The organism is Geobacter sp. 60473 (genome assembly GCF_036323535.1).
Taxonomy (GTDB): domain Bacteria; phylum Desulfobacterota; class Desulfuromonadia; order Geobacterales; family Geobacteraceae; genus Geobacter; species Geobacter sulfurreducens.
The window spans coordinates 1,362,057-1,388,003 of record NZ_AP028967.1 but is presented as its reverse complement, the minus strand read 5'-3'; the positions used below and the strand labels follow the sequence as shown (position 1 = coordinate 1,388,003).

25 protein-coding genes and 7 tRNA genes are annotated in these 25,947 nt (G+C 54.2%); all 32 read left to right on the top strand.

Annotation, left to right across the window (positions count from 1 at the left end; all coding sequences use genetic code 11):
* Positions 1-306: 306 nt before the first annotated feature.
* The gene (locus AABA48_RS06350; RefSeq protein WP_286349598.1) at positions 307-1,407 is read left to right on the top strand and encodes a DHH family phosphoesterase; all 1,101 of its coding nucleotides are present in this window, start codon (positions 307-309) and stop codon (positions 1,405-1,407) included.
* 33 nt (positions 1,408-1,440) lie between these two features.
* Positions 1,441-2,157 (top strand): ribonuclease PH, encoded by a 717-nt coding sequence (gene rph, locus AABA48_RS06345; RefSeq protein ID WP_286349599.1) that lies wholly within the window; start codon positions 1,441-1,443, stop codon positions 2,155-2,157.
* Positions 2,154-2,753 carry an XTP/dITP diphosphatase gene (locus AABA48_RS06340; RefSeq protein WP_286349600.1) on the top strand — a complete coding sequence of 200 codons (600 nt, stop codon included), beginning with the start codon at positions 2,154-2,156 and terminating at the stop codon, positions 2,751-2,753. Before rph ends, AABA48_RS06340 begins: the two co-directional genes overlap by 4 nt.
* Positions 2,754-2,800: 47 nt before the next feature.
* Positions 2,801-2,878 (top strand) — tRNA-Pro (locus AABA48_RS06335).
* Between the two features lie 5 nt (positions 2,879-2,883).
* Positions 2,884-2,960: transfer RNA gene (locus AABA48_RS06330), tRNA-Arg, on the top strand.
* A 25-nt stretch (positions 2,961-2,985) separates the two neighbouring features.
* A tRNA-His gene (locus AABA48_RS06325) sits at positions 2,986-3,061 on the top strand.
* Positions 3,062-3,123: 62 nt separating this feature from the next.
* Positions 3,124-3,206, top strand: a tRNA-Leu gene (locus tag AABA48_RS06320).
* Positions 3,207-3,321: 115 nt separating this feature from the next.
* Complete coding sequence (gene tig / locus AABA48_RS06315) at positions 3,322-4,617, top strand: trigger factor (protein WP_286349601.1); 1,296 nt, start codon at positions 3,322-3,324, stop codon at positions 4,615-4,617.
* A 21-nt stretch (positions 4,618-4,638) separates the two neighbouring features.
* On the top strand, positions 4,639-5,238 hold the full coding sequence (gene clpP, locus AABA48_RS06310; RefSeq protein WP_010942436.1) for an ATP-dependent Clp endopeptidase proteolytic subunit ClpP: 600 nt from the start codon (positions 4,639-4,641) through the stop codon (positions 5,236-5,238).
* Positions 5,235-6,488 (top strand): ATP-dependent Clp protease ATP-binding subunit ClpX, encoded by a 1,254-nt coding sequence (gene clpX / locus AABA48_RS06305; RefSeq protein WP_010942435.1) that lies wholly within the window; start codon positions 5,235-5,237, stop codon positions 6,486-6,488. Before clpP ends, clpX begins: the two co-directional genes overlap by 4 nt.
* A gap of 14 nt (positions 6,489-6,502) precedes the next feature.
* Positions 6,503-8,926 carry an endopeptidase La gene (lon, locus tag AABA48_RS06300; RefSeq protein ID WP_286349602.1) on the top strand — a complete coding sequence of 808 codons (2,424 nt, stop codon included), beginning with the start codon at positions 6,503-6,505 and terminating at the stop codon, positions 8,924-8,926.
* A gap of 139 nt (positions 8,927-9,065) precedes the next feature.
* Positions 9,066-9,142: transfer RNA gene (locus AABA48_RS06295), tRNA-Asp, on the top strand.
* 11 nt (positions 9,143-9,153) lie between these two features.
* A tRNA-Val gene (locus AABA48_RS06290) sits at positions 9,154-9,229 on the top strand.
* Positions 9,230-9,288: 59 nt separating this feature from the next.
* Positions 9,289-9,365: transfer RNA gene (locus AABA48_RS06285), tRNA-Asp, on the top strand.
* A 222-nt stretch (positions 9,366-9,587) separates the two neighbouring features.
* Entirely contained in the window at positions 9,588-10,307 is a 720-nt protein-coding gene (locus AABA48_RS06280; RefSeq protein ID WP_286349603.1) for a polyprenol monophosphomannose synthase, read from the top strand.
* A gap of 9 nt (positions 10,308-10,316) precedes the next feature.
* Positions 10,317-10,502 (top strand): hypothetical protein, encoded by a 186-nt coding sequence (locus tag AABA48_RS06275; protein WP_286349604.1) that lies wholly within the window; start codon positions 10,317-10,319, stop codon positions 10,500-10,502.
* Positions 10,499-11,563 carry a 6-bladed beta-propeller gene (locus AABA48_RS06270; protein ID WP_286349605.1) on the top strand — a complete coding sequence of 355 codons (1,065 nt, stop codon included), beginning with the start codon at positions 10,499-10,501 and terminating at the stop codon, positions 11,561-11,563. Before AABA48_RS06275 ends, AABA48_RS06270 begins: the two co-directional genes overlap by 4 nt.
* A complete protein-coding gene (locus AABA48_RS06265) occupies positions 11,560-12,399 on the top strand; it encodes a cytochrome C (RefSeq protein WP_286349606.1) in 840 nt (279 codons plus the stop codon). Before AABA48_RS06270 ends, AABA48_RS06265 begins: the two co-directional genes overlap by 4 nt.
* An 8-nt stretch (positions 12,400-12,407) precedes the next feature.
* Positions 12,408-13,499 (top strand): cytochrome c3 family protein, encoded by a 1,092-nt coding sequence (locus tag AABA48_RS06260; RefSeq protein ID WP_286349607.1) that lies wholly within the window; start codon positions 12,408-12,410, stop codon positions 13,497-13,499.
* A gap of 3 nt (positions 13,500-13,502) precedes the next feature.
* A complete protein-coding gene (locus tag AABA48_RS06255; RefSeq protein WP_286349608.1) occupies positions 13,503-13,946 on the top strand; it encodes a cytochrome c3 family protein in 444 nt (147 codons plus the stop codon).
* 102 nt (positions 13,947-14,048) lie between these two features.
* Positions 14,049-15,257 carry a type II secretion system F family protein gene (locus tag AABA48_RS06250; RefSeq protein ID WP_286349609.1) on the top strand — a complete coding sequence of 403 codons (1,209 nt, stop codon included), beginning with the start codon at positions 14,049-14,051 and terminating at the stop codon, positions 15,255-15,257.
* A 45-nt stretch (positions 15,258-15,302) separates the two neighbouring features.
* The gene (locus tag AABA48_RS06245; RefSeq protein WP_286349610.1) at positions 15,303-17,027 is read left to right on the top strand and encodes a GspE/PulE family protein; all 1,725 of its coding nucleotides are present in this window, start codon (positions 15,303-15,305) and stop codon (positions 17,025-17,027) included.
* Between the two features lie 2 nt (positions 17,028-17,029).
* A complete protein-coding gene (gene pilM / locus AABA48_RS06240) occupies positions 17,030-17,956 on the top strand; it encodes a type IV pilus biogenesis protein PilM (protein WP_338271219.1) in 927 nt (308 codons plus the stop codon).
* The gene (locus AABA48_RS06235) at positions 17,956-18,495 is read left to right on the top strand and encodes a PilN domain-containing protein (RefSeq protein WP_286349612.1); all 540 of its coding nucleotides are present in this window, start codon (positions 17,956-17,958) and stop codon (positions 18,493-18,495) included. Before pilM ends, AABA48_RS06235 begins: the two co-directional genes overlap by 1 nt.
* Entirely contained in the window at positions 18,492-19,037 is a 546-nt protein-coding gene (pilO, locus tag AABA48_RS06230; protein WP_324310156.1) for a type 4a pilus biogenesis protein PilO, read from the top strand. The genes AABA48_RS06235 and pilO overlap by 4 nt, the downstream gene beginning before the upstream one ends.
* Entirely contained in the window at positions 19,037-19,648 is a 612-nt protein-coding gene (locus tag AABA48_RS06225; RefSeq protein WP_286349614.1) for a type II secretion system protein PulP, read from the top strand. Before pilO ends, AABA48_RS06225 begins: the two co-directional genes overlap by 1 nt.
* Positions 19,649-19,676: 28 nt before the next feature.
* Positions 19,677-22,160 (top strand): tetratricopeptide repeat protein, encoded by a 2,484-nt coding sequence (locus tag AABA48_RS06220; protein ID WP_286349615.1) that lies wholly within the window; start codon positions 19,677-19,679, stop codon positions 22,158-22,160.
* 1 nt (position 22,161) lies between these two features.
* The gene (locus tag AABA48_RS06215) at positions 22,162-22,680 is read left to right on the top strand and encodes a type II secretion system protein (RefSeq protein WP_286349616.1); all 519 of its coding nucleotides are present in this window, start codon (positions 22,162-22,164) and stop codon (positions 22,678-22,680) included.
* A gap of 6 nt (positions 22,681-22,686) precedes the next feature.
* Positions 22,687-23,100: a type IV pilin protein gene (locus tag AABA48_RS06210; RefSeq protein ID WP_286349617.1), complete on the top strand. Its 414-nt coding sequence runs from the start codon at positions 22,687-22,689 to the stop codon at positions 23,098-23,100.
* 54 nt (positions 23,101-23,154) lie between these two features.
* Positions 23,155-23,835, top strand: coding sequence for a cell division ATP-binding protein FtsE (gene ftsE, locus AABA48_RS06205; protein ID WP_338271218.1), 681 nt, complete (start codon positions 23,155-23,157; stop codon positions 23,833-23,835).
* Positions 23,813-24,763, top strand: coding sequence for a permease-like cell division protein FtsX (gene ftsX / locus AABA48_RS06200; protein WP_286349619.1), 951 nt, complete (start codon positions 23,813-23,815; stop codon positions 24,761-24,763). The genes ftsE and ftsX overlap by 23 nt, the downstream gene beginning before the upstream one ends.
* The gene (locus tag AABA48_RS06195; RefSeq protein WP_416373117.1) at positions 24,760-25,935 is read left to right on the top strand and encodes a murein hydrolase activator EnvC family protein; all 1,176 of its coding nucleotides are present in this window, start codon (positions 24,760-24,762) and stop codon (positions 25,933-25,935) included. The genes ftsX and AABA48_RS06195 overlap by 4 nt, the downstream gene beginning before the upstream one ends.
* Positions 25,936-25,947 lie beyond the last annotated feature (12 nt).

Genomic DNA, 25,947 nt, shown 5'->3' with positions numbered 1-25,947 from the left:
GTCCTAAATGCAGAGGCCGCATGTTCGCTGAGAAGTTCTATGATTTCGTGAGGTCATTTGATGCGTGGAAATGCACGTGCTGCGGAGAAGTAATCGACCCGACGATCCTGGCGAACAGGGCGAGAAATCAAAATATCGTTCTCGGCTAAACGATTCTGTCAGCCTTTGGGCGACGATAAAGGAGGGGAAAGCATGCTTTCCCCTCCTTTTGTTTTGGTCCTAGTCTGGTCCTTGTAAATAGTTTGTGCTGGTGTTTATTGTATGGAAGAGAGGTCGTCAGGCCTATGTTTACCGGGAGGGGTGGTAATGGGAGAAGATTGCTCGCTTGCAAGGACGAAGAGTTACACGGACGAAATGCTCAACTGGGCGAGGGGCAAGGGCAGGATTCTGATCGTTGTTCACGACAATCCGGACCCCGATTGTCTCGCCTCTGCCATAGCGCTGCGACATCTGTTCGTTATGAAACTGAACAGGGATGCCACAATTGCTTTTTCCGGTATGATCGGCAGGAGCGAGAACATAGCCATGGCCAAGCAACTGCAAATTCCCCTGACTCCGCTGGCCCTCATCGATTATCAGGATTTTTCCGTAACGTGCATGCTCGATACCCAACCGGGGGCGGGCAATAATTCATTCCCACCTGGCAAGCGGGTTGATATTCTTGTTGATCATCACCCCAGGCGGGAAGCCGGCTTGAGGTGCCGATGGGATGATATCCGCGAAGAGTACGGCGTAACCGCAACAATCATCTATGAATATCTGCAGGCCCAAGATGTCCCTATTGGCAGCAATCTTGCCACGGCGCTGTTTTATGCAATTAAATCGGAAACGCAGGATCTGGGTCGCGAGGCGGCCCGACCCGACAGAGATGCCTATCTGAAGCTTTTCCCCCTGGCCAACAAAAAACTGCTCTATGAAATCACCTATCCAAAGCTCCATGTGGAATATTACCTCACGATCAACCGCGCCATCGAGCATTCACGGATCCATGGAAATCTGCTGGTAACAAATCTTCAAGAGGTCAGTTTTCCTGAAATTGTCGCCGAGATGGCGGATTTTTTTCTCCGGCTTGAAGGAATCGATGTCGTGCTGGCAATTGGCCGATTTAGCAGTGAAATCATTCTTTCATTGCGCACCTCCCGGCACGACGTTAATGCGGGAACGCTGATCAAGCGGCTCGTCGAGGGTAGAGGCGCAGCCGGAGGCCATGGCATGATGGCGGGGGGGAAAATCGAAGGACTTGCCGATTCCGCTAAGGAACGGGAGGATGTCGAGCAACTTCTCGTCCGCCGTTTTCTCGGTATCTTCGCGCTGGGGCACATACGGCCGCTCCCGTTGAGTGCTCTCAGGCGTACGGCTTTGCCGGCCCTTGCCGCCGAGATTGACAACCTGCATCATATCGTTTAATGTACGTTTTTTTCCAACTGCCAGAGGTATCTCATGCGTTCAGACGGCCGCAACCCAGCATCACTCAGAAGCATCCGGATTACACGAAAGTATCTCAAGCACGCCGAAGGCTCTGTTCTTGTTGAGTTCGGTGACACAAAAGTTTTGTGCACCGCCTCGGTGGAGGAGTCGGTGCCCCCCTTTCTGCGCGGCAAGGGAGGGGGATGGGTAACTGCAGAGTATTCAATGTTGCCGCGTGCCACCCATACACGGTCTCCTCGTGAAGCCGCCAAGGGGAAGCTGGGGGGAAGGACCCATGAGATCCAGCGTCTCATTGGCCGTTCTTTACGGACCGTCACGGATTTGACGCTTCTTGGCGAGCGAAGCGTACTGATTGATTGTGACGTGCTTCAAGCTGATGGAGGCACCCGGACAGCTTCTATTACAGGTGCCTACGTCGCACTGGTCGACGCGTTTCGATGGCTCGTATCGCAGGGGACTATTGCCACTCTGCCGGTTCGGGAGGCGGTCGCCGCAGTCAGTGTTGGGATAGTCGGCGGGGAAGTGTTGCTCGATCTGAACTACATTGAGGACTCAAGAGCCGATGTTGACATGAATTTTGTCATGACTTCGTCGGGGCGTTTCGTGGAAGTGCAGGGAACCGCAGAGGCTGAACCTTTTACCTGCGCCCAGATGGATGATATGCGCTCCCTCGCCATGATCGGCATCGAACGTCTCATGGCCATCCAACAAGAGGTGCTGGAGCAGTGACCCGGCTGGTGGTGGCAACCCGCAACAAGGGCAAACTACGAGAGATTGCTGCGATTCTGGACGGGTTGCCTTTCACCTTGTTGTCGCTGGATGATTTCCCGGGTTTCCCCGAAGTGGAAGAGGACGGAGAGACATTTGAGGAGAACGCCTTGAAAAAGGCTTCAGCTGCCGCCAACGTTACAGGACTTCCGGCGCTTGCCGATGACTCTGGGCTCGTCGTTGACGCACTTGGTGGAAGGCCGGGTGTTTACTCTGCCCGCTACTCGGGTGAGACCGCCAGCGACGAAGCAAATAACGCAAAACTTTTGAGAGAGTTGGCCTCAGTGCCTTACGAAGAACGCACGGCCGCTTTCCGGTGCGCTATCGCCCTGTGTTCGCCCGAAGGAAAGAGGTACACCTTCAGTGGGGAACTGCAGGGGGTAATACTCGATTCGCCGCGCGGTACCGAAGGGTTCGGCTACGACCCTCTCTTTTTCGTTTCTGAGAAAGGGGCAACCATGGCAGAACTCCCACTTGAGGTCAAAAATGTCATCAGTCATCGCGGCAGAGCCCTGGCTCTCCTGAAAGATCATCTCGGCCGGCAGGGTATTGAATAAAAATACTTGCATGTCAGCTCGGCATGTGTTAGTTATACAAATTCCAACGGGGTGTAGCGCAGCCTGGCTAGCGCACCTGCCTTGGGAGCAGGGGGTCGGAGGTTCGAATCCTCTCACCCCGACCAAGCCTGCGCCTGTAGCTCAGCTGGATAGAGCAACGGACTTCTAATCCGTAGGTCAGAGGTTCGAATCCTCTCAGGCGTGCCAACTAATTAACGGTAAATCACATATGGTGGCTATGGTGAAGGGGTCAACACACATGACTGTGACTCATGCATTCGTGGGTTCAAATCCCACTAGCCACCCCATTTAAGAAAGAGCCCCGTGATGAACGGGGCTTATTCGTATGTGTAGTTGGTTGCGGCAATCTGCGAGAGTGGCGGAACTGGCAGACGCACTGGACTTAGGATCCAGCGGGCAACCGTAGGGGTTCGACTCCCCTCTCTCGCACCAATTCAAGCGTATGTGGCTGTTTTAATTACCCGCCCGGAGATTGTTGTTTTCTTGCCCGCTATCCCGTCCTATTAATAATCATATTAACACTACCCCAATGGAGAGAGGTTGAACGATGACCAGCACTGTCGAGTCGCTCAGCAGCGTCAAAAAGAAAATTTCCTTTGAGATTCCGGCGGACCGCGTTACGTCCGAGATAGACAAGGTTTTTGAAAAGATCCGCAAACGCGCGGCCATTAAGGGCTTCCGGAAAGGCAAAGCCCCCCAGTCCCTCATAGAAAAGCATTATGTAGACGTCATGGAAGGTGATGTGCTGAAGAATCTGTTCGAGGAAACGTATTTCAAGGCGCTTGCGGAGCATAAAATCTTCCCCGTTTCTCATCCTGTAATTGACAGCGACGAAATAAAGCGCGGTACCCCGTTTACCTATTCCGCAACGGTCGAAGTTCTCCCCGAAATCGACGTAAAGGACTACAAAGGACTTGAGGTTGCCAAGGAAACCTTTGCGCCCGATGAGTCGGTTGTTGAGAAGAGATTGCAGGAAATGCGCGAGAACATGTCTCACCTGAAGTCCCTGGAAGATGGGTCAGTGGCTGAAGTTGGGCACTTCGCCGTCATTGACTTTACCGGTTACGTTGACGGCGTTCCGTTTGAAGGCGGCTCTGCCGAGAGTTACCAGCTTGAACTCGGTTCCGGTCGATTTATTCCCGGTTTTGAAGAACAGATTGTGGGCATGAAAATCGGCGAGCCGAAATCAATGTCGCTAAACTTTCCTGAGGACTACTGGAACAAGGATCTTGCCGGCAAAGAGGCCAGGTTTGACGTGACCCTGAGCGAGATCAAGGTCAAAGAGCTCCCTGAGCTGAATGATGAGTTTGCCGCTCAGATGGGAGAGTTCGATTCCATCACTCAACTGAGAGAAAAGATTGCTGAACTGTATGAGAAGCAGGAAAATGACCGGATCAAAGCAGACCTTCAGGATCGGGTCGTGCAGGCGCTCATTGAGAAAAACGAAATAGAAGTTCCTTCTACGCTTGTGGACCGGCAGCTGCAGACCATGCTGGCCAACGCACAGAACAGGCTTGCCCAGCAGCGGCTTACCTTTGAGATGATGGGAATGAACGAGGAGTCGTTCAAGTCCCAGTACCGTACCGTTGCTGAGAACCAGGTGAAGGGTTCGCTTCTTCTCGAAGCCGTGGCCAAAAAAGAAGGAATTTCGGTCGAAGAGGCTGACATCGAGAAAAAGCTGCTGGAAATTGCAGGCGGCAACGAGGAGGAGCTCGGCCGCGTAAAGAGTTTTTACGAGCAAAATCGTGCGGCACGGGAAAATCTTGTAGTGCACCTGGCCGAGGAAAAGGTCATGTCGTTCCTTCTGGGTAGCGCAGTAATCAGCGAGAAGGCAAAAGAGTAACCTGTGCAGCGAGGAGGCAACATGCTTGTACCGATAGTGGTCGAACAAACGGGTAGGGGTGAACGTTCTTACGATATTTATTCGAGACTCCTGAAGGATCGTATTATCTTTCTTGGCGGCCCCGTTGATGACCATGTTGCGAATCTGGTCATAGCCCAGATGCTTTTTCTCGAAGCCGAGGATCCGGACAAGGATATCCATCTGTACATCAACTCCCCGGGCGGCGTTGTAACATCGGGTATGGCCATCTACGACACCATGCAGTACATAAAAGCACCCGTGTCGACGATTTGCGTGGGGCAGGCCGCTTCAATGGGAGCGTTGCTTTTGTCGGGCGGGGAAAAGGGAAAGCGTTTCAGTCTGAAGCATTCCCGGATTATGATCCATCAGCCTTTAGGTGGATTCCAGGGCCAAGCAACGGATATTCATATTCATGCCCAGGAAATTCTGAAGCTTAAAAAACGACTGAACGAGATTCTTGCCGAAAATACAGGGCAGCAACTGGCCAAGGTTGAAGCCGATACCGAGCGCGACTATTTTATGTCTGGAGCGGAGGCGAAGGACTATGGTATCATTGATAACATAATTGAGCGCAATACTCCCAGCGGAGGTACTCGGTGAGTAGGAGAAACGACGGCAGCGACAATCTCACCTGCTCCTTTTGTGGTAAGAGCCAGGATGAAGTAAAAAAGCTCATTGCCGGACCAACGGTATATATTTGCGACGAGTGCATCGAACTCTGTAATGATATTATTGCCGAGGAGTCGAAGCTTGAAGAGGCCATGGGGCCCGATGTCAAGAAGCTTCCCAAGCCCCGTGAGATCAAGGATGTTCTCGACGAATACGTGATTGGTCAGGACCAGGCGAAAAAAGTCCTTGCCGTCGCAGTTTACAATCACTACAAGCGCATCGAGTCCATGGGCAAGCCGAGCGACGTAGAGATGCAGAAGAGCAACATTCTTCTGCTTGGACCTACTGGCTCCGGCAAGACCCTGTTGGCTCAGACCTTGGCCCGGATACTGAAGGTTCCGTTCGCTATGGCGGATGCTACGAACCTCACTGAAGCCGGCTATGTGGGGGAAGATGTCGAGAATATCATACTCAATCTTCTTCAGGCTGCCGACTATGATGTAGAGCGCGCCCAGAAGGGTATCATCTACATCGACGAAATTGACAAGATAGCGCGTAAATCCGATTCTCCTTCCATCACCCGGGATGTGTCGGGGGAAGGGGTGCAGCAGGCGCTGTTGAAAATTATTGAAGGAACCGTCGCCAGTGTTCCTCCCAAGGGAGGACGCAAACACCCGCAGCAAGAGTTTTTGAAGGTCGATACCACGAATATTCTGTTTATCTGCGGCGGGGCGTTCGCGGGGCTCGACAGTATTATTCAGCAGCGTATCGGTGTGAAAAAGCTCGGTTTCGGTGCTGATGTAAAGAGCAAAGTCGAGAAGAGGGCAGGAGAGCTTCTCACGGAAGTTACCCCTGAAGACCTTCTCAAGTTCGGTTTCATCCCGGAATTCATTGGCCGTTTGCCCGTACTCGCCACGCTGCGCGAACTGGATGAGACCGCCATGGTTCAGATTCTGAAGGAGCCGAAAAACGCGCTTATCAAGCAATACCAGAAGCTGTTCGAAATGGAGCATGTGAAGCTCAAGTTTACCGATGGTTCTCTGGTCGCCATATCCCGGGAAGCGCTCAAGCGTAAGACGGGCGCCCGCGGACTCCGGTCGATCCTTGAGAACGCCATGCTCGACATCATGTACGAAATTCCCTCGCAAACGATGGTTAAAGAAGTGGTTATCAACGAAGATGTCATCTACAACAAGGAAAAACCGATCATTGTTTATGAAAATGTGGCTGAATCAGCCTGACCGCAAAGGACCCAATGAACGTTGACCTTAGTATGGAAAGTATGGAAAGAGGGGATCTGCAAAGATTCCCTCTTTTACCGTTAAGGGACATTGTTGTTTTCCCGCACATGGTTGTTCCTCTTTTTGTGGGGCGGGAGCGTTCGATCTCCGCCCTTGAGGCGGCCATGAACGGCAACAGGATGATCTTTCTCGCCGCCCAGAGAAATGCCAAAACGGAAGATCCCCGGCAGGAAGACATCTACACGACCGGTACCATCTCACAGATCATACAGCTCCTGAAGCTCCCCGACGGTACAGTCAAGGTGTTGGTGGAGGGCAAGCAGCGGGGCAGTCTTGTGTCCTTTCTGCCTAACCCCGACTACTTCATGGCTGAAATACAGCCGCATCTTGAGTCTTTGGAAGAAAACCCCGAGATTGAAGCCCTTATTCGCAGCACCAAATCGATGTTTGAAGGCTATGTGAAGCTGACCAAGGGCATCCCGCAGGAGGTGGTCAGTGCCGTTGGGGGAATTGTTGGGCCCGGCAAGCTTGCCGATACGCTGGCACCCCACCTTAATCTCAAGCTTTCCGATAAGCAACTGCTACTTGGTATAGTGACTCCCCATGAGCGCCTGGAGAAACTCTTGTCTTTCATGGAGGCCGAGTTGGAGATTCTCCAGCTGGAGAATAAGATCCGGACCCGCGTCAAGAAGCAGATGGAGAAGAACCAGAAAGAATATTATCTGAACGAGCAGATGCGAGCCATCCAGAAGGAGTTGGGAAGCAAAGACGACTTCAGGCAGGAGCTCATTGAACTCGAGAATAAGGCAACCAAGGGGAAGTTATCCAAGGAAGCCCGTCAAAAGGCCCTTGCAGAACTCAAAAAACTTAAGCTCATGTCGCCGGCTTCTGCCGAGGCTGCTGTGGTGAGAAACTACGTCGACTGGCTTGTGTCGCTTCCTTGGGCGAAGATGACTCGCGAAAAGCACGATATCATAGGTGCCGAAGAGGTTTTGAACGCTGACCATTACGGTCTTGAAAAGGTCAAGGAACGCATTTTGGAGTATCTCTCCGTCCAGGCACTTGTTAAGAAGTTGAAGGGACCTATTCTCTGCCTGGTTGGCCCCCCTGGGGTTGGCAAAACTTCGCTTGCCCGATCAATCGCCACGGCAACCGGTCGTCATTTCGTCAAAATGTCGCTCGGAGGAATGCGTGACGAAGCGGAGATTCGGGGCCACCGCCGTACCTATGTGGGAGCCATGCCCGGCAAGATCATCCAGAACCTCAAAAAAGCCGGAAGTAACAACCCTGTATTTTTGCTGGACGAGATTGACAAGATGAGTTCCGATTTCAGGGGGGATCCGGCTTCGGCACTGCTTGAAGTTCTCGATCCGGAACAGAATGCCCATTTCAGCGATCATTTTCTCGATGTGGAGTATGATCTTTCTCACGTCATGTTCATTGCCACGGCCAACTCGACCCATTCAATACCCCGTCCCCTGCTCGACCGGATGGAGGTGATTCGCCTCGAAGGCTACACCGAGCACGAAAAACTTGCCATTGCCGAGCGTTATCTCGTTGGCAAGCAGATGGCAGCCAATGGGCTTTCCGTACAACAGATCAGCATTTCCGGAAAGGCTGTCAGTGAAATAATCCGTTATTACACCCGCGAGGCCGGTGTGCGCAATCTGGAACGCGATATTGCTACGCTCTGTCGCAAGGCGGCTCATCGTGTGGTCAAGGGCGAGAAAAAGAAAATCGTAATTCAACCCAAGAATCTGCCCGGGTTCCTTGGACCTCGCAAGTATCGGATCGGGACGGCAGAGGACAAAGATGCTCCCGGCTATGCTACGGGCCTTGCCTGGACCGAAGTAGGCGGGGATCTGCTTACAATTGAGGTGGCAGTTGTCCCCGGCACCGGAAAGCTCCTCATTACCGGAAAGCTGGGGGAGGTCATGCAGGAGTCGGCGCAGGCGGCCATGACCTATGTACGTTCACGGGCGCAGATACTGGGTATTGATAAAGAGTTTCACAAGAAAGCGGACATACATATTCATGTGCCGGAGGGAGCAATCCCCAAGGATGGTCCCTCGGCCGGCATTACCATGGCTACTGCGATAGTTTCTGCTCTAACCGGCCGGCCGGTTCGGCATGATCTTGCAATGACGGGTGAGATAACTCTCCGCGGCAACGTGCTTGCCATCGGCGGACTCAAGGAAAAACTTCTGGCCGCGGGGCGTGGAGGAATTTCCACGGTTGTCATCCCTGAGGAAAATAGAAAGGATCTGACGGAAATCCCACGGGAGGTCACGGTGGGGCTTATCATCGTTCCAGTTCGTCATATGGACGAAGTGCTTTCCCGGGCGCTCCTGGCTGAAGGCGTTTCAAGCGGAGCTCCCTACCGCTCCTCGGAGGGGCCCCCGGCGATATCTGGACAGGAAACCGTTACTGCCCACTGATGCACGGAAAAAAGCGCTTGACACCTCTGTGAGGTCTCTGCTATAAGTTATGTCTCGTTTCGAGACGGCACTAAGTCAATATTTAGCTGTAAAATTGATAAGTTGCTATCCAGTTGTACCTACAATTTATGCATAAAACGGGGTCGTAGTTAAGTTGGTTATAACGCCGGCCTGTCACGCCGGAGGCCGCGGGTTCGAGCCCCGTCGACCCCGCCATTAATTTAAAAGGGCGAATAGCTCAGCTGGGAGAGCGCCAGCCTTACAAGCTGGATGTCGGGGGTTCGATCCCCTCTTCGCCCACCATATATGCTTCAAGGTAGTCGTTCTCTGAGTGGTGGCTACCCTAATTGAATATAACGAATGGGGTCGTAGTTAAGTTGGTTATAACGCCGGCCTGTCACGCCGGAGGCCGCGGGTTCGAGCCCCGTCGACCCCGCCATTAACAAAAAGGTCATGCTATGCATGGCCTTTTTGTTTTGAATAGGTGTAAGATCTGCGATGGTTCGCGGCAGACAGGCCTTCGGAAGGGTGTTTTCCTTGACGGGCGTGTGAGTTGGCCGCTATTATCCATTAATTATTAAGAGGATGTGAGCGCGCCGTTCATGGATGTTGATGAGCGTTTGCCTCTCCTGGTTTTCATTCAATTTTCTGGAGGCACAACTTGAGAACCGTTGTCGTCATTCCGACGTACAATGAGCGTGATACGATCGAGCGACTGATCAACGACGTGCTGGCGCAGGACAAAGACATTCACGTACTGGTCGTGGACGACAACTCACCGGATGGCACTGGAGAGATTGTGGACCGGTTGTCCGAGGGGATGGGACGGGTTCATGTGCTGCACCGTCCCGGCAAGATGGGCCTTGGCTCGGCGTATCGCCAGGGCTTCGCCGCTGCGCTTGCCATGGGTGCCGATTTCATCGTAGAAATGGATGCCGATTATTCTCATGACCCGGCAACACTGCCACGGTTCCTGGAGGCCATGGAGGGGTGTGACCTGGTCATCGGCTCTCGATACTTGAATGGCATCAGCGTGGTCAACTGGCCCATCCGCCGGCTCATGCTGAGTTATTTCGCCAACTGGTACACGAGATTGGTCACCGGCTTGCGCATCATGGATTGCACAAGCGGCTTCAAATGTTTTCACCGTAGGGTGATTGAATCGATCGATATGAGCACTATTCGCTCTGATGGTTACTCGTTTCAGATAGAGATGAACTATCGGTGCGTGGAAAAGGGTTTTCAGGTTAAAGAAATCCCTATCATCTTCATCGACCGGCGCTCGGGCAGTTCCAAGATGTCCAAGAAAATTGTACGTGAAGCCGTGTTCATGGTGTGGAAACTCAAGCTCGGCTCTTTTTTCGGGGCGTTGTTCCGCTAGGAGGACGATATGCTCGACGTAACATGGGCGTTTGCCGCTCAGTTCGGATTGTGGGGATGGATCGGTTCCATGATAGGGTTCATTATGCGAGCCTTTCCCGCGGAGGGCGTGTTCGATCGCAGGGCTGCGAGTATCTGGGGGGGGAGCGTAGTGCTCCTCTTCGCGTTATGGGTGGCAGGGATGATGATGGCATGAGACGAAGCCGCTGCACGTCAATTATCCTCCTGTTGCTCGCGCTATCGTCACTCTTGCCGATCATGGGTTGCGGCGGGCCGTCAGCCTTGTCCGTCGCCTCCTTGCGGGACCCATCGGTGGATATGACATGGCCTCCTGCTCCTCATCCGGCCCGGATACGATTTCTCCGCGAAATTGCCGGACCGGAACAGATCAAGGCTGAGCCGGGGGCGCTTGCCCGCTTTCTGGAGTTCGTCACCGGTGAGCAGTTCCAGCCTGTCCCCTTTGTGACCCCCTACGGGGTTGTCTCGGATGGCGGGGCCCTTTTGTTCGTCTCCGATTCCTCGTCCGGTGTTGTTCATCGCATCGACCTGGCGCGACAAAAGATTTCCTATATTGTTCAGGCAGGGGAGGAGTTCCTCTCAAGCCCGGTCGGTCTCGCTCTTTCACCTTCGGGAGAAGTGTACGTCAGCGATTCGGTCAATGCCAAGGTGTACGTATTTTCCCGTCGGGGTGAGTTCTTGCACGTACTGGCCGATGGCCAGGTCGACTTCAGGAGGCCGGCCGGTTTGGCCGTGAACAGTAAAGGCGTTCTGTTTGTGGTTGATGTTTTGGCACACAAATTGAAAGTTTTTGACAAAAATGAGCGTTTCCTGGGAGAATTCCCCGCCGACGATAGCGGAGGGAAATTGAACCTGCCCTCCCATGTGGCCGTTGATAAGGACGATAAAGTCTATGTTACCGATGCCCTGAATTTTACGGTCAAGATTTATGATGAAGCCGGTCGTTACCTCCGAAGTATCGGTGAAATAGGAGATGCTCCCGGTTCTTTCGCGAGACCCCGTGGCGTCGCGGTCGACAGTGATCTCAATGTGTATGTGATCGATGCCGCGTTTGACAACTTTCAAATTTTCAATCAGGAGGGGCAGTTGCTCCTTTTCGTCGGCAAGCCCGGTAAAAAAAGCGGAGAGTTTTATATGCCGAGCGGCATCCATATCGATCGAAACGACCGGATTTTCATCTCTGATTCGTACAACCGGCGGGTCCAGGTGTTCGAATACCTGAAAGAGGAAAACCGATGATGACGAGGATCTTTTTGGTCATTGGCGTGACGGCGCTCGTCATGGGCAGCGTCCGCCCGAATTATGGAGCCCCTGGGCCGAAATTCACCGATCCCGGTGGCGGAAACAAGCATAACCTTTCGTATTCCAACACCAATGTGAACTTCAAGGCCACGAATTCAACCGATATGCGTGCCAAGCAGATCTGTATTTTTTGTCACACGCCCCATAACGCACGTCCGCAGACAACGCTCTGGAACCGTAGCGACACTACTCAGAGTTTCGGGCACTATTCATCAAGCAGCCTGTCTCTTCACCTGGATGCAACCGCCCGCACGGCCAGCGATTATAAGGCGGAGCCCAACGGCTCGTCCCGGCTTTGCCTCAGTTGTCATGACGGGGTCACGGCTCTTGGAGCCGTGCTTTCAGGGGTGCCCATCGAGGTCAACGGCAGCATGTTCACGAAGATGACCGGCGACCATGTCTTTGATCGTGCCAAGATAACCAATTCCCATCATCCGGTTTCGTTCAAGTACACCGCAGAAGTGGTTGCACGCCTCAAGACTCTGGAAGGTCCGGTATCCGATTACTGGCTGCCGGCCGACGCGCCGTCCCAGGAAAGTCCGGGCGCGCCCGGCACCAACAAGGCCAGGCAATTCGTCCGGCTTGACAAGGAAAAGCGGATGCAGTGCACCACCTGTCATGATCCCCACCAGAGTCAGTATCACGACACGAATACCCCTCCGCTGACACCGTTCTGGGCCTATGACGGACGGGGCCTTTCTACCGTGAACGCCGATACCGTTCATGATGAAGTCTGTTACGCATGCCACAGCTTCAAGACGCCAAATCCTTAGGAGATGCAATGCCGGTAGTCGCAGCTCTTCTTTGCCTGGTGCTGTTCTCGATCATGCCGGCCGTCGCGGCTGACTACACGGGGGGAGTCCATCTTGATCGGAGTAAAGTGCCCCGGGGATGTTCAACCTGTCACCTCAAGTTCAATTTCAAGGACGGCGGCGGCCCCGAAACCTGCATTGTCTGTCATGGTGATCCTTCCCGGCTGACACGCCAGTATGCCGGCATGCCCCGAGGTTTCGCTCCCCGTGAAGCCGATATGAAAAACATTGAGGAAGAATTCCGCAAGCCTTTCCGTCATCCCACGTTTGATTCCCGCGGCATCCACCGGGGGGGGGAGACCCTGCCGGAGAGGGATCCCCGCATGCCCCGCCACGCCGACTGCGTGGACTGTCACAATCCCCATCATGTTTCTTCTACAAATAAATTTGCGGGCATTAAAGGGCGCAGGGTCGGTAACCTGGTTTCGACCGTTACGACGGAATTCGAGCTTTGCTACCGGTGCCACGCCGAAAGCGCTAACCTTCCCGGTCGCTTCGGCAATAAGAGGGCCGAGTTTGCCTCCACCAACCCGTCGTTTCATCCGATCGAGGCCGAGGGGAAGAACACGGCGGTTGTCAGTCTCATTCGTCCGTATAAAGAAAGGAAGGAAAGTCCGGGTGATGTCTCGACCATTTCCTGCGGCGACTGCCACGGCAGCGAGTCTTCTTCCGGTCCCCGGGGACCTCATGGCTCGCTCAACGAGCACATCCTCGTCGAGAACTACTCGACACGCGACAACCAACCGGAAAGCCCTCATGCCTATGCCCTCTGTTACCGGTGCCATGATCGCAGCAGCATTCTCGGTAATGAAAGCTTCAAATATCATGCAAGGCATATTCAGGGTACCGGCGGCATAGCCGGCTCGAACGGCACCTCCTGCTATACCTGTCACAATTCCCACGGCAGCGTCGAGTACAAATACCTGATCCGGTTTAACAGGTCAGTGGTTTCTCCTAATTCGCAGGGCCAGCTCAAGTTTGTCGAAAAGGGGATATCCACGTTCAGGGGAGAGTGCTATCTTTCCTGTCACGGTGTGGACCACAATCCGAGGGTATACTGAGCCATGACCTTATATGCGCCGGGCAGCCGGAAACCATTATTTTTCACTGCGCTTGTGGCTGCGTCGCTGTGGGGAATACTAAACGCGCAGTCCGTCTCGGCGGTAGAACGAGTATCGCCGCACGATGCACAGGGGGCTTGCCTTTCATGTCACATTGCCACGGAACGGGATTTGAGATCCGACCGTTTTTCTGTTGATGAGAAAAGCCAGTTAAAATCTGATGTTAATAAGGTATGTCTCCAGTGTCACGGTATTGATTTCGGCCATGGTGTCGGCAAAAAACCGGAAATGAATCGCAAGGGACTGCCGCTCGATGGAAACGGTTTGATTGCCTGTGCCATCACATGCCACGACATGCATGTGGTTGCCCCGGAAAACCCTCACCAGATGGCGTACCATCTTCGCATCCCTATGGAGGATCTCTGTTTTTCCTGCCATGACCGATAGCGTTGATTATGATGCTGTGATAAGTGTGTTGCAACGACGTCGCGGCTCTGTTTCTGCTTGTTTTTATTTTTAATTTTACCCATTTTGTGCTAAGAAAATCTAATGGCTCTATACCACTGTAAGCTCGGCTCCTCCGAGGGGCGAATCATCACCAGGGAACTGGAAGCCGCAAACCCTGAAATGCTTCGCACCAGTTTGGAAGAGCAGGGTTTTTTTGTTTTCGAGATAAAAAAAAAGCCCCTGCAGTTTCTCTGGAACAAAGGGGGAGGGCGGCGCAAGGTAGACAACAAGGCCCTCCTTACCCTCAACCAGGAACTTCTCGTTCTGATCAAGGCCGGCTTGCCGATTATCCAGGCTCTTGACACGGTACTGGAGCGGGTTGAGCGGGGAACCCTCTTTGACGTGCTGGCGGTTGTTCGCGAGGACGTCAAAGGCGGGATGGCTCTCTCTGATGCTCTGGATAAGCACTCCAAGGTCTTTCCCCATCTCTACGTAGCCTCGGTGCGGGCAGGCGAGCGGACCGGGGACTTGCCGCTCACCATCCGGCGGTACATCGCGTTTCTCAAACGTGTGGAAGAAGTCCGTAAACGCTTCATTTCCGCACTGGTCTATCCAGCAATCCTTGTTACCGTGGCGACATTGGCAATTACGTTTCTCCTGGTCTACGTGGTTCCGACCTTCAGCCAGGTTTATGCGGATGCCGGTTCCCAACTTCCACTCCCTACCAGGATGCTCATAGCGTTTTCCACATCCCTGAAGCAGCTTTTCCCCCTGATTATTGCGGCAGTTGTCGGCGCTGTTTTCTTTTTCAGGCGATGGGCCGCTACCGAGAGCGGCCGGTATCGGGTTGATGATATAAAGATACGAATCCCCTTTTTCGGTGATGTCTTTTCCAAATTTGCCGTCACCTCGTTTACTCGGACGTTGGCAACAGTCATCGGTAGCGGCATACCTATTGTCGAATCGCTCAAGATGTCGGTGGGCACGTTGAATAATCGCGTTCTCGAAAGGCGGATGCTCGAAGCCGTGGTCAAGATTGAGGAGGGAATGAGTCTGTCGGGTGCCATCGAGTCGGCGAGGATCATGCCGTCTCTCGCGCTCCGGATGCTCGGCGTTGGAGAGTCGACCGGTTCTCTTGAAGAGATGCTGAGTGATATTGCCGAATACTTCGAGGGGGAAATCGATGCCCGCCTCCACCTGCTGACAACTGCCATTGAACCCGCGATCATGATCGTCATGGGTCTGGTGGTCGGCGTTATTATCGTAACCATGTACCTGCCGGTGTTCAAAATCGCCGGCACTGTAGGATGATTGTCGCGGCTCAGCCCATTCACCGGCCCGACTTGGAACGAAGCAATGGAAAAGCACTCTTTTAAACGAAAAACTATCGGCCAGATCCTTGTTCAACAGGGAAGCCTCAATCCTGATCAGATTCCCTATCTGGTCGAGAAAAGAAATGCGTCCACAAAGCGTTTCGGTGAGGTCTGCGTCGGGGACGGGCTCATTACCGAGGAGAACCTGGCACGGGCTCTTGCCGAGCAGTTCGGCCTCGACTATGTTGATGCCCGCGGCGTGCGGCTCAATGAATCGCTCCTGGCATCACTGCCACCGGATGCGATCTATCGCTACCAGTTCGTCCCGTTGGAAGAAGAAGACGGGACCCTGGTCGTTCTTATTGCCGATCCGACAGATGTTCTGAAGCTGGACGAGCTGGAGCTTCTGCTGGACCGGCCTTTCATCGTCAAACTGGCCACGGAAACGGCTATTGCCACCATCCTCAAGAAAGGGGAGGCCACCAGTAGGGTCCTCAAGGAAGTTTCCGAGGACTTCATGCTGCAACTGGTCAAGGAGAATGAAAAAGGCGAAGAGATTCTCTCCATGGAGAAGATCTCGGCCGACACGAGCCCCATCATCAAGCTCGTCAACTCCACCGTCATGGACGCGCTGACCCGTCGGGCAAGCGATATTCACATCGAAACCGCCCTGGAAGGGGTAATCATCAAATACCGGATCGACGGGGTCTTATACCGGGCCACCGAACCCCTCGATATTCACTTTCAGGCTCCTATCATTTCCCGCCTCAAGGTCATGAGTGAGCTCGACATTTCCGAGCGCCGCATCCCACAGGACGGTCGCTTCAAGGTCAGGCTCAATGACAAGGCCATTGATTTCCGCGTATCGATCATGCCGAGCGCCTTTGGAGAGGACGCGGTTATCCGTATCCTTGACAAGGAGAGCATCGCTTCCGACCTGAAGGGGCTTACGCTTGAGACGCTCGGCATGCATCCGCGGGAAATGAAGCGTCTGAGAAGGAAAATTCGTGAGCCTTACGGCATGGTACTCGTAACGGGGCCGACCGGTTCGGGCAAGACGACTACCCTCTACGCCGCTCTCACCGAGATTCATACGGGCGAAGAGAAGATTATCACCATTGAAGATCCGGTCGAATACGTGTTGCGCGGTATCGTCCAGATCCCGGTGAACGAGAAAAAGGGCCTCACCTTTGCCCGTGGTCTCCGGTCGATTCTTCGGCACGACCCGGACAAGATCATGGTCGGCGAGATCCGGGACCCTGAAACGGCACAAATCGCCGTCCAATCGGCCCTCACCGGGCACCTGGTCTTTACGACGGTCCACGCGAACAACGCTTTTGACGTACTTGGCCGCTTCATCCACATGGGGATCGATCCCTACAACTTCGTTTCGTGTCTCAACTGCGTCATGGCCCAGCGTCTGGTACGCAAGGCGTGTCCGCACTGCAAATACCCGATGGAGCATTCAGACACGGTCCTTATCGAATCGGGACTTGACCCGGAGGAGTGTCGCGACGTAACGTTCTATGAAAGTCGTGGCTGCGAGGAGTGCAATGGGACGGGATATCGCGGACGATCAGCCATCATTGAACTGCTTGATCTGAATGACCAGATGCGGGAGCTGATCATGGCAAAGGCTCCTGCAGCCCAACTCAAGGCGGCCGCCCGTGAGTCCGGCACGGTATTCCTGCGCGAATCGGCCATTGAAAAGGTCTTTGCAGGGGAAACGACATTGCGTGAAATCAACCGGGTCACCTTCGTGGAGTAAGCATGTTTTTCGCCCAGAACGCCATAGGTATGGAAGTGTCGCAGCACGGGGTCCGCTTCGCCGTGCTGAGTGGCGGCAAGGGCGCGCCGCGTCTCGTGACGCATGGCGGTGCCACCTTTGCACCGGGGGTAGTGAGGATTCTCCATCGCGAGCCCAACGTCAGCGATCCAAAGGTCTTTGTTGGCACGGTGCGCGAGGAGTATTGCAAGCTGCTCGTCCGGACGAACCTCGTATCGGTAACGCTACCCGACGCAGTTGGCCGTGTACTGATCATGGATTTCGACACGCGCTTCAAAAGCAGGGAAGAGGGGCGCGACATGATCCGCTGGAAGCTCAAGAAGAGCCTGCCATTTGATGCAGGGGATATGCATCTGGACTACCAGACCCTGCGTGAGCGTGATAATGGCAGCCTTTCGGTGCTGATTGCCGTTGTGGCGCGACAGGTCGTGACCCAGTACGAGGACTTGCTCCTAGAGGCGGGAATTCAACCTAACCGGATCGATTTCAACACGTTTAACCTCTACCGCATGGCGGCCAAGCATGTTCCGCCTGATGATACCTCGCTCTTTGTGGCCTTCCACGGGGGTGTGCTGAGCATGCTCGCTCTAACCGATGGAGTTATCGATTTCTATCGCGCCAAAGAGATGGGCAGAGAAGTCGTTGATCCGAACCGGATTTTCATGGAGATCAATAGTTCACTTCTTGTGTACCGTGACAAAAACCCCGGCCGTGAGGTCAAGAGCGTGTTCTGTCTGGCTTCTCCGGAAGGGGGTGAGTCCTTTGCCGGCATTGTTGCGGAGGCGAGCGGCATTGACCCGGTCATGTCCAATCCGCAGACGTTCCTGGGCAGTAACGTGTCGACTGCGACCGACCCAGCGTTGCTTCATGACTTGGCGGCAGCCATTGGTGCGGCCACGAGGAATCTCTGATGGATATCCGGATCAACCTTGCCACCCGCTATTTCTATAACACGAGGAAGGTGAACACGGGGATTGCCGCAGTGATCCTGGTGCTTCTTCTTCTGCTGGCGTACAACATCGCATCGCTTGTGGCGAATGTTTCCACGGAGCGCGCGCTCAAGAAGGACATGGGGATTTTGCAGGCCCGTTTTGATGAGTCTGCCAAGGGAATTACCGAAAAGCAGTATCGGGATCTGCTCAAGAAGATTGCCGAAGCCAACGCCGTAATCGGCAAGAAGGCCTTTGACTGGTTGCTTCTTCTGAACCGTCTTGAGGAGGTAGTGCCCGAGGGGGTTGCACTCGGGGCCATAGATCCCAGCCTGAAGGACGGGACCCTCAAGCTTTCCGGTGGTGCCCGCTCGTTCGGCGCACTCAGATCGCTGATGGAGAGCCTGGAGTCGTCAACCCACTTTACCGATGTTCTCCTGTTGAATCAGGGACAGCTGAGTGTCGGAGAAAAGCAGAAAGGTATTTCCTTTACCGTCACCTGCAAGGTCGACTTTACATGACGAAGCAGCAACTCATACAACTTATCACGTCCAGGAAGCGGACTGTGGTCGTCCTTCTTGTCTTGGCAACGGTGAATATCATCCTGACGGTGTTCAAAGGCGCGTATCAAGAGCCGCGCATTGCAGAGCTGAGGGATGAGTGGACATCAAAGAGGTCGCTCAATACGGGTGCCAGACATGATGTGTCCTCCATCTACCGGCAAGGGACGGAAGATCTCAAGGCGTACCGCGAGCGCCTTACCCCCAAGCGGGGGTTCACCGCCCTCATGATGGAAGTTTTTGAAACCGCTGCTGACAACGGACTCACGGTCAAGGGCGTCACATACAAGCCGAAGCAGGTGCCGGATCAAAAACTGGTGGTATATGATGTGGTGCTCTCTCTTGGCGGAACCTACGCCGGTATCAAGAGCTTCCTCTCCGATCTCCAGTGTCACAGGTCAATGCTTGTGGTTGAATCTCTTTCCCTCAACAGCGGCAGTGCCGTGGAGGAGGCGGTTGCACTGAAAGTTCAGCTTACTGCCTACCTCCGGACGGAGGAGTGATGAACCGTCAACGGCTCATACTGGCTATTCTCCTGGTCGTGCTGGGTCTGTCCCTGATTTACAGCTACGTCAGGTCGCCCCGCCAGCAAACCGTTACTTCGTCAGCTCCGGCGACCAAGGCCCCGGCCCGCGACAAGAAGACGGCACCTGCCAAGCCTGCGGTAGATGAGACGCGGGTAAGGCTTGATCTTTTGGAATGCGGCAAGGGGCGTTTTGCCGGTTTTCGCCGGAATATCTTCCGGCCCATTTTCCACGACGAAACAAAGGTGCCGCCCGCACCACCGGTTCTGCCGAGACTCATACCGCCACCAGTGCCGCCACGACCGGTGCCGCCTCCGGCTCCGCCCGTGGCGACTCCCCAACCCCCACCGGTAGTCCGTGACATGGCGCGTTTTACCTTCCTGGGCTTTCTCAAAAAAGAGAACCGGAAGACCATTTTTCTGGCCAAGGACAAAGAGATCATCCTCGTACGCCAGGGCGACAAGATCGCCGGGATCTATGAGGCTGTCAACATAACGGATGAGGCGTTGTCGATCCGCTCGACCACCGACGGCAGCGAGATCGTCATCCCGCTTGTTGAAAATCGCCCGCTGAGCGGGCAGATTCGCTGAACGCAACGATAACTCGAGGAGCAGTCCCATGAGAACCATAGCGAACATGGCCCTTGCCGCGGTAGTACTGACTTTCCTCGCCGGGTGCACTGCCGGCCTGACCGCGTTCAACAAGGCTGAAAAGCTTGAAGAGGAAGGGAAGCTTGACGAGGCGGTCATGAAGTTTGCCGAGGCTGCTTCAACCAATCCTCAACAGACCGAGTACCGCATGAGACTCCTCAAGGCGAGCGAAAAAGCCGCGTTCGAGCACCTCAAAAAGGGGGATACGGCCTACGAGCAGCAGCTGCTAGACGAAGCCCTGCGGGAATATCAGTCAGCAGTTTCGCTCAACCCTGCCTTGGCGCGGGCAAAGCAGCGCAGCGACGAGTTGATCCGGGTGCGTAATTCACTGACTTACTATCGCGAAGGACTCGAGTTTGAAAAATCGAACAAGCCCCGTGAAGCCCTTCAGGCTTATCGCAAGGCTCTGGACCTCAACCCCGAGAACAAGGAAATAAAAGAAGCACTTGAAAAGCTGCTCCAGACCAGACGGACCAAGCTGGAAGGCTTTGAACTTAACCTCAAATCGACAAAGCCGATAACCCTCAAGTTCAAGGAAGCAAAGCTCAAGGACGTCTTCTATATCCTGTCCCAGCTTTCCGGAATCAATTTCATCTTTGATGAGGGAGTCAAGGAGCAAAACGTCACAATCTTGCTTGAAAATGCATCATTCAATCAGGCTCTTGATCTTCTTACGAGTATGAACAAGCTGGGGCGCAAAGTCCTCAATGAGAGCACTATCCTCATTTTTCCCAAAACGCCGGAAAAGGCCAAACAGTATGAAGATCTGATGGTGAAGACCTTCTATCTGAACAGCCTTGATGCCAAGAAGGCCGTCAATCTTCTGCGTACGATGCTTCAGGTCAAGAAGATCTATGTGAACGAGGAACTGAATGCCCTCGTCATCAGGGACAACCCGGAACTGATCGATGTGGCGGGGAAGATTCTCGAAGCCAACGATGTGCCCGATGCCGAAGTGTTGCTGGAGGTGGAGGTTATTCAGGTTTCGAAAAACAATTCTGAGTTGTTCGGCCTGGGACTGAGTCGGTATGCCGTATCACTCAATGCCCGTACACCCGGTTCAGGGGGCGATTTCTTTTCAGACACCTTTGACCCGAAGGTAACCACAACGTCGAACGATACGACCACGGTGACCACTACGCAGGTGAAGAATCTCCTCAACCTCTTCAACTGGAACGGTTATCAGGGGTTTCTGACCGTTCCCAGCGCCACGTACAATTTCAGCAAACAATTGTCCAATGCCGAGGTCCTGTCCAATCCCAAGATTCGCGTCAAGAACCGGGAAAAGTCCAAGTTTACCGTGGGTACGAGGGTGCCTATCACCACTACGTCCAGTACCGGTTCCGTCGGCGGGGTTACCGTGAACGTCCAGTACGTGGACGTGGGGGTCAAGCTCAATGCGGAGCCGGTGATTCAGTTGAACAACGAGGTCACCATAAAGCTTGGAGTCGAGGTCAGTTCCATTATCGGCGAGAAAACAGTCGGCAGCGGCGATGCCATTAGTTCGGTCGTGACCATCGGCACCCGCAACGTGGATACGGTTCTCAACTTGAAAGACGGGGAAACCAGCATCATCGGCGGCCTCATCGAGGACTCGAAGAGCAAGAGCAAGCAGAAGATATGGCTCCTAGGAGACATTCCCCTCATCGGCAGTCTACTGTCCAGCAACAATGACAGGTATGATAAGAGTGAGCTGGTGCTTGCCATTACGCCGCGCATTGTCCGGGCGGTATCCGTTCCCGAGGCGGATGTGGCGGCCTTCTGGTCGGGCAAGGAAGATGACCCGACAGCCGTAAAACCCTTTTCTTCCTTCGAACTGGAGCCGGAGTTCGCCGTCCAACCGGCTGCCACGCCGGCCGCCAAAGGGGCGCCCGCGGCACCGGCGGCCAAGCCTGGCCCGGCGGCACCCGCCGGACAGCCGGCGGCTCCGGCTGCCGCCCCAGCCGCCGGTGGCCAACCGGCAGGGCCCCCGGCGACCCCGGTGGCCGCTTCAACTGCCGCCGGAGCCCAGGCTGTCGCGGCACCGGTTCAGCCCGCCATGCGTGGAAGCCTCAATATCGCAGCGCCGGCCGGTGTCGATCTCGGCGGTCAGTTCAAGGTGGAGGTCAAGGTGTCGGATGTCAAAGGTCTTGCCAAGGCACCGTTCATTCTGCTCTATGACCCCATTTTCATCGAGTATGTCGGGGCGGCTGAAGGGAACTTCCTAAACCGGGACGGCAAGCCGACGACCTTCAACGCACTTGCTGACAAGGCGGCAGGTCGGGTGGTCGTCACGATGGATCGCAGTGCCGCCGGTGAGGGGGTCGACGGTTCGGGAACGCTCCTGACTGCTACCTTTACGGCAAAAAACAAGGGACCGGCCAGCCTCGGACTTCAGAATGTGAAGTTCGCTGACCAGGCGAACAGGCCTCTGGACATTATCCCTTACAATACGGTGGTTGAAGTCAAGTAGCATGCCGGCCCTGACTGTGCGCATCGGCAGGCGGTTCCGGGGAGGTAGCCGGGGCCTGAGCCTCATTGAACTCGTTTTTACCGTGGCCATTCTCGGAATCCTGGCCATGGCCGTTGTCCCATTCACCCAGATGGCGGCCAAGCGCACCAAGGAGATTGAACTGAGACGAAATTTGAGGGTAATACGCACCGCCATCGACGACTACAAGAAGGATTACGACAAGGCAATCAAGGACAAGAAAATTTTAGATGTTGCCAACAGGTCCGGTTATCCCGAGTCATTTGAAAAACTGATTGAGGGAGAGGATTTCGGCGGCCTCTATGCCTACAAGAAAAAGTACCTTCGCCGGATTCCCGTTGACCCGTTTCATTCTCCCGAGGCAGGGGAGCCACCCACGTGGGGGATGCGCTCTTCTGTGGATGACCCCGAAAGCGATATCTGGGGAGGGGAAGACCTCTACGACGTGTATTCCTTGAGCGACGGGATCGCCATCGACGGAAGCAAATACAAGGACTGGTAGAAGCGGATGCTGAAATGTCTTCGTAACCGCAAGGGATTCACCCTCATCGAACTGATGATCGTTGTGACCATCATCGGCATTCTCGCGGCCATTGCCGTACCCAACTACCGGTGGGGGCTCATCAGGGCCCGCGAGGCTGTCCTGCAGGAAAACCTCTACACCATGCGCAGTGCCATAGATCAGTACTATGCGGATCAGGGGAAGTATCCCGATACCCTTGACGAGATGGCGGAAAAGCGGTATCTCAAATCGATTCCCTATGATCCCTTTACCGGGAAGAACGACACATGGGTTACAGTCAAGCCCATAGAACCCACCGGCGAAATCCATACTGCCGAGGAGATCAAGGGTAACGTAGCTGATGTGCACAGCGGCTCAGACCTTGTCAGTTCAAAAGGAACTCCATACAAGGACTGGTGACAGGGGATACGGACAATAACAAACGGGTGTCATCCGGCAGGAAGAAGGGAAACAATGATCCAGTTCCACAATGTATCCATGTCATACCAGCGCGACATGGCTGCCCTTAACGACGTAACTCTCAAGGTCCCCAAAGGGGACTTTGTTTTTGTGACCGGCCCGTCAGGGGCGGGGAAGTCGACCCTCCTGAAACTTGTCTATGCAGCCCTCAGTCCAAGCAAGGGACAGGTGATTGTCGATGGTCAGAACGTCACGCGAATGACCCGTTCGCAGATCCCCTTGCTGAGGCGCTCCATCGGGGTGGTTTTCCAGGATTTCAAGCTTCTTCCCAACCGGACGGTGCTGGAAAACGTAGCGATTACCCTTGAGGTTCTCGGCTGGGGGAAACGGGATATCGGCAAGAAGGTGCACCATATTCTCAGGCTCATGGGGATGGAGCACAAGATCAACGCTACCCCCCTCAGGCTGTCGGGCGGCGAGCAGCAAAGAGTTGCCCTTGCCCGGGCGTTGGTGAACGATCCGAAGATTCTGCTGGCCGACGAACCGACTGGAAACCTTGATGATGAGAACAAGGAGCAGATCCTGACCATTTTCCGGGAGGCCAACATTCGTGGTACGACCGTCATGGTTGCGACTCATGACCGTCGCGTGATCGAAAACAGCCACAAGCGGGTGATCATCCTGGAGAAGGGCCGCCTGGTGGAGGATAACGATGTCCCGAAACAAGAACTCTAAACGGCCCACCCTTTCCGGCGATGCTCCCGGAGGTCGGCTCGGCTATTTTCTCGGCAGGGCGATCCTCAATCTTCGCCAGAATGTCATGGTGAACGTGCTGACCATCGGCACCATATCGCTGGCGCTGCTCATCGTCTCACTGTTTCTGCTGGTGTTCGTAAACCTTGAGTCGACTGCCGAGGAGTGGAGCGGCAAAATCCAGGTGACCGCCTATTTCGACCAGGAGTTGCCCCCCCAGGAGCTGAACCAGCTCATGAATCGCATCAAAGCGATTGAAGGGACTTCACGCGTTTCCTACGTAGATAAGAACGAGGCGATGAAGCGGTTCAGATCCAGGCTGAAGGGGCAGGAAACCCTTCTGGACGGCGTACCCGCTGACGTGTTGCCTGCTTCGGTGGAGATTGCCCTTAAGCGGTCCAGTCGCCAGGAAGGTGCAATTGAACACTACGTTGCCCAGCTTAAAAAGGTCCCCGGAATCAACGAGGTGCAATATGGGGAAGAGTGGGTCCGCCGGTTCAATGCCTTTATGAATTTTCTCCGTTTCCTCGGAGCGCTTTTGGGGGCGTTCCTTGTGCTGGCGGTACTGTTTATCGTTTCCAATACCATCAGGCTTACCATTTACGCCCGGAAGGATGAACTGGAGGTTATGGAGCTGGTTGGTGCCACGCGGTTTTTTATCAAGGCGCCGTTTCTCGTTGAGGGGATGATTCAGGGCGCTGCCGGTTCAATTTGCACACTTATCATTCTTGTTGCCGCCTACTTCGGCTTCTTGCACGGCGTACCCAATTTTGTCCCCATATCAGGTACCTTTACCGGTTTCTCTTTCCTGCCCCCGGCACATATTGCCGGTATTTTCATCGGCGGCATTGTGCTCGGGCTTCTTGGCAGCCTCACCTCGCTCAGGCGTTTCAGTGACAACCAGTCATGATGCGAAGTTTTTGGGTCCCCATAGTATTTCTGACGATCTGCGTTTCCGTCGCGCTTGGTGCTGATGTGCACGATCAACTCAAGGGTGTGAAGAAGGAAATCAGCGAGAAAAAGCGCCTTCTACGAAAGACCGCAAAGGTTGAAAAGCAGGTCACCGGTGAATTGCTGGTTATCGATCAAAGCCTGAAGGAGAAGCAGACTCAGCTTGCGTCATTGAACAATGAACTCCATGGCGTCGAACGGGATCTATCCAGCACGACCAATGAGATTGATCGTGTTAAGGGGGAAACCGAGCGGAAGAAACAGGAGATTCAGAAGCGGCTTGTTTCGGTGTATAAAGCCGGCGAGATCGGCAACCTTCGAGTCGTGTTTTCCGCCGAATCGTTTCCCCAAATGGTTGAAAGCCTGCGTTATATGAGTGCTGTCATCGGGAACGATCGCCGTCTTTTCAACGAGTACTCGGACAAGATTGTTGAATTATCGAACCTCAAGCGCAAACTGGAAAATGAGGTGCAGCGAAAAGAACGGATCGTGGCCGGGATAGCGAGCAAGAAGCGTGAAATCGAGGCCGAAAAGGACAAAAAAGCAGCCTATCTCACCAAGGTCAAGCAGGACAAGAAGGAATATCTCGCCTCGATCAGGGACCTCCAGGCTAACGCTCGCAGGCTGCAGTCCATGGTGGAAAAACTTGAAGCACAGAGTAGAAAAAGCTATACTCAGTCACGCGAAAAGAAAGGGCTTCCACCAGGTCTCCCGCCTTTGCCTGACTCAGGGTTCGGCTCCCAGCGGGGGAGGCTATCCCTGCCGACTTCCGGTGATATTGTTGGAAGATTCGGAAGGCATAAGCATCCCGAATTCAACTCTTATACGGTCAGCAATGGTATTTCCATTGCAGCACCGGCTGGTTCGGATATCAGGTCGGTCTACGAGGGCAAGGTCCTCTTTGCGGACTATTTCAAAGGTTACGGCAATATGATCATTATTGATCATGGAGGTGGTTTTTTCAGCCTTTATGCCCACGCGTCACGTATCTCCAAACGGGTTGGCGCACAGGTTTCCCGCAATGAGGTGGTCGCCAGTGTCGGTGACGTTGATTCACCTCGCGGCCCGATGTTGTACTTCGAAATTCGGTATCAGGGACGGCCTGTTGATCCGTCTCCATGGTTCAGGTAGTCTGTTTCTCAA